We start from the raw sequence: 3,907 nt of genomic DNA on the forward strand, positions 1-3,907 counted from the left end.
ATGGCCCACCACCCTCACCCCCTACCGCACCCACACCATCGAACTCCCCGCCTACCCCTTCCAACGCCAGCACTACTGGCTCACACCCGAACCCGCCGCGACGGATGCGCGGGGACTCGGTCTGTCCTCGGCCGGGCATCCGCTGCTCGGCGCCGTGGTCGAGCTCGTCGAGGAGGACCGGCTGGTGTACACGGGGCGACTGGCCCTCGACACGCAGCCGTGGCTCGCCGATCACGCCGTCCTCGGCACCGTGCTGCTGCCCGGCACCGCGTTCCTGGAGCTCACGATGGCCGTGGGCGCCCGGATGGGCTGGCGCCGGCTCGCCGAACTCACCCTCCAGGCGCCGCTGGTGCTGCCTCCCGGCGAAGCCGTACAGCTCCGGGTGACCGTGGAGCCGCCCGGTGCGAACGGGCAGCGGGAGCTGGCCGTGCACTCCCGGCCGCAGGACGCCGACCCGGACGTCCCGTGGACGCGGCACGCCGCGGCGGTGCTCGACATCGACGACGTCACCGTCGACTTCGACCTCGTCGAGTGGCCGCCGCCCGGCGCCCACGAGATCGACGTCGAGACCCGCTACGACACCCTCGCGGAGTCGGGCTACGACTACGGCCCCGCCTTCCAGGGGCTGCGCGCCGCCTGGCGCGCCGACCGTGACGTCTACGCCGAGGTGAGCCTGCCCGCGGAGCTCGACGCCGCCGCCTTCGGCCTGCACCCCGCGGTGCTCGACGCGGCCCTGCACGCGGTCGGTCTGCTCCGCGAGGACAGCGGCACCGTCCTGCCCTTCTCCTGGTCCGGCGTCACCCGCTACACCGAGGGCGCGGACGCCCTGCGGGTCCGGCTCAGCGCGCGGGGTGAGGACGGGGTGGCCCTGCTCGTCGCCGACGCAGCAGGAAGGCCCGTGCTGTCCGCGGAGGCCGTCACGATGCGCCCGTTCACGGCCGATGCGGTCGCCGGCAGCGGCGCCGACTCGCTGTTCAGGCTGGAGTGGCAGCCCGTTCCGGCCGCCGCGGCCGACGTCGACGTATGTCTGGTCGCGGACCTGGCCGACGTCCCCGACCTTGTACCGAAGGTCGTCGGCGTCCGATGTCCGGTCGTGTCGCAGGACTCGACCGGAGCCGACCTCGCCATGGACGCGCACGAGGCAGCGGGTTGGGCGCTCGGACTGGTCCAGGCGTGGCTGGCCGATGTCCGCTTCTCCGGCTCCCGTCTCCTCGTGATGACGGACGGCGCCGCCGGCCCGGAGGTCACGAACCCCGCCCAGGCCACCGTGTGGGGCCTGATCAGGACCACGCAGTCCGAACACCCGGACCGCTTCGCACTGTTGGACCTGGACCCGGACGCGGTGTCGCACCTGGCCGACACCGTTCCCGGGGCCGTGCTCACCGAGCCGCAGCTCGCCTTGCGGAACGGAGCGCTCCTCGCCCCCCGGCTCGTCCGGCACGCCTCCGTCGCCGACCCGACCGGCGGCGGCCGCCTCGACCCGGACGGCACCGTGCTCATCACCGGCGGAACCGGCGTGCTCGGCGCCTCGGTCGCCCGGCACCTGGTCACCCGGCACGGTGCGCGCCGCCTGCTGCTCGTCAGCCGACGTGGCGCCGACGCCCCGGGCGCCGATGAACTCGCCGCCGAACTGACCGAGTCGGGCGCCGAGGTCATACTCGCCGCCTGCGACACCGCCGACCGTGACGCGCTCGCGCAGCTCCTCACCGGCGTACGGCTCACCGCCGTCGTCCACACCGCGGGGCTCCTCGACGACGGCGTGGTCGAGTCGCTGACCGCCGACCGGCTCGCCGCCGTTCTCCGGCCCAAGGTGGACGCCGCCGCGCACCTCGACGAGCTGACCGCCGATCAGGACCTCGCGGCCTTCGTCCTCTTCTCCTCGGTGGCCGGCGTGCTCGGCAACCCGGGTCAGGCCAACTACGCCGCCGGCAACGTCTTCCTCGACGCCCTCGCCGTCCGCCGCCGTGCCGCCGGGCGCCCGGCGACCTCGCTCGCCTGGGGCCTGTGGGCCGAACGTACGGGCCTGACGGGGCACTTGGACGACGACACCCTCTCGACCCGCGGCGTCACCGCACTCTCCACCGAGCAGGGTCTCGAACTCCTCGACCGGGCGCTCGCCGACACCTACCCGGTGCTCGTGCCCGCCCTGCTCGACCCGGCCGCGCTGCGCTCCGACGCGCTCGCCGGGACCCTGTCCCCGGTGCTGCGCTCCCTCGTACGGGTCCCCCAGCGGCGCCCCGGCGAGTCCGGTCTGCGCCGCAGGCTCGGCCGGATGTCCGAGGAGGAGGGCCGCCGTCTGCTGCTCGACCTGGTGCGGGCCCAGCTCGCCTCGGTCGTCGGCCGCGACTCGGCGGACGGGATCGACCCGGACCAGCCGTTCAAGAGCTTCGGCGTCGACTCGCTGCTCGCGGTGCAGCTGCGCAACCGTCTCAACTCCGCCACCGGCCTGCGCCTCCCGGCCACGCTCGTCTTCGACCACCCCACACCGGCGGCCGTCGTCGACTTCACGCTGGCGCTCGCCCGGGAGCGGGCCGAGAGCGCCGCGCCGCCGGCCGCCGTCGTCGCCGCACCGCGTACGGACGACGATCCGATCGTGATCGTCGGCATGGGGTGCCGTTTCCCGGGCGGGGTGGACTCGCCCGAGTCGCTGTGGCAGGTCGTCGCGCAGCAGCGGGACGTGATCTCCGGCTTCCCTGCCGACCGGGGCTGGGACCTCGACGGCCTCTACCACCCCGACCCGGACCACTCCGGCACCTCCTACGTGCGGCAGGGCGGGTTCCTCCACGAGGCCGCCGAGTTCGACCCGGCCTTCTTCGGGATCTCGCCGCGCGAGGCGCTGGCGATGGACCCGCAGCAGCGGCTGCTCCTCGAAGTGTCGTGGGAGGCCGGGTGGCGGCCGGCTGCCGGAAGAGGCCGAGGGCCACTTCCTGACCGGCACCGCAGGCAGTGTCGCCACCGGCCGGGTGGCGTACACGCTCGGTCTGCAGGGCCCGGCGCTGACCGTGGACACGGCGTGCTCGTCGTCACTCGTCGCGCTGCACCTGGCGGTACGAGCCCTGCGGTCCGGGGAATGCTCCCTGGCCCTCGCGGGCGGTGTGGCGGTGATGTCGACGCCCAACACCTTCATCGAGTTCTCGCGTCAGCGGGGGCTCGCGGCGGACGGCCGCTGCAAGTCCTTCTCCGCCGACGCGGACGGCACCGCGTGGGCCGAAGGCGTCGGTGTCCTGGTCGTCGAGCGACTGTCCGACGCCCGACGCCTCGGCCACGACACGCCCAGGCCGCCGCCGGCGTCGGCGGGATCATCAAGATGGTCATGGCCCTGCGCCACGACGAGCTGCCGGCCTCGCTCAACGTGAGCAAGCCCAGCGAACTCGTCGACTGGGAGTCGGGCGGCGTCGAGATCCTCACCGAGCCGCGTCCGTGGCCCGCCGCCGAGGACAGGGTCCGCAGGGCCGGTGTCTCGTCGTTCGGCATCAGCGGAACCAACGCCCATATCGTCCTCGCCGAAGCGCCGGCCGACGGTGACACAATCCGGGACACGACTGACGGCACGGCCGGATTGGACGGCTCGAATCTGCCGTGGGTGCTGTCGGCGCGTTCCGCGGACGCGTTGGCCGAGGCCGCGGGCCGGCTGGCGGAGCACGTACGGGCACGGCCGGAGCTCAGCCCCGCCGACGTCGCCTTCTGTGAGATCGATGGCGTGACCGCTGCGGTCTCGGGCGCCAAGCCGGGCCGCTCGTCCGGTGCTTCGGCCGTGTTCGTGTTCCCTGGGCAGGGTTCGCAGTGGGACGGGATGGCGGTCGAACTACTCGACTCATCCCCCGAGTTCGCACGCGTCATCGACGAGTGCGAAGCAGCACTGGCACCCTTCGTCGACTGGAAACTCACCGCCGTACTCCGCGGCGAG

Annotated in this window: 2 pseudogenes; both read left to right on the forward strand. The window is 73.7% G+C overall.

The annotated features are described in order from the left end of the window. Nucleotides 1-184: 184 nt before the first annotated feature. Nucleotides 185-889: pseudogene (locus IO20_RS42505) on the forward strand (polyketide synthase dehydratase domain-containing protein); the annotation flags it as partial. Between the two features lie 174 nt (nt 890-1,063). After that, nucleotides 1,064-3,907: pseudogene (locus IO20_RS42510) on the forward strand (type I polyketide synthase); the annotation flags it as partial.

The organism is Streptomyces exfoliatus (assembly GCF_000725545.1).
Taxonomy (GTDB): domain Bacteria; phylum Actinomycetota; class Actinomycetes; order Streptomycetales; family Streptomycetaceae; genus Streptomyces; species Streptomyces exfoliatus.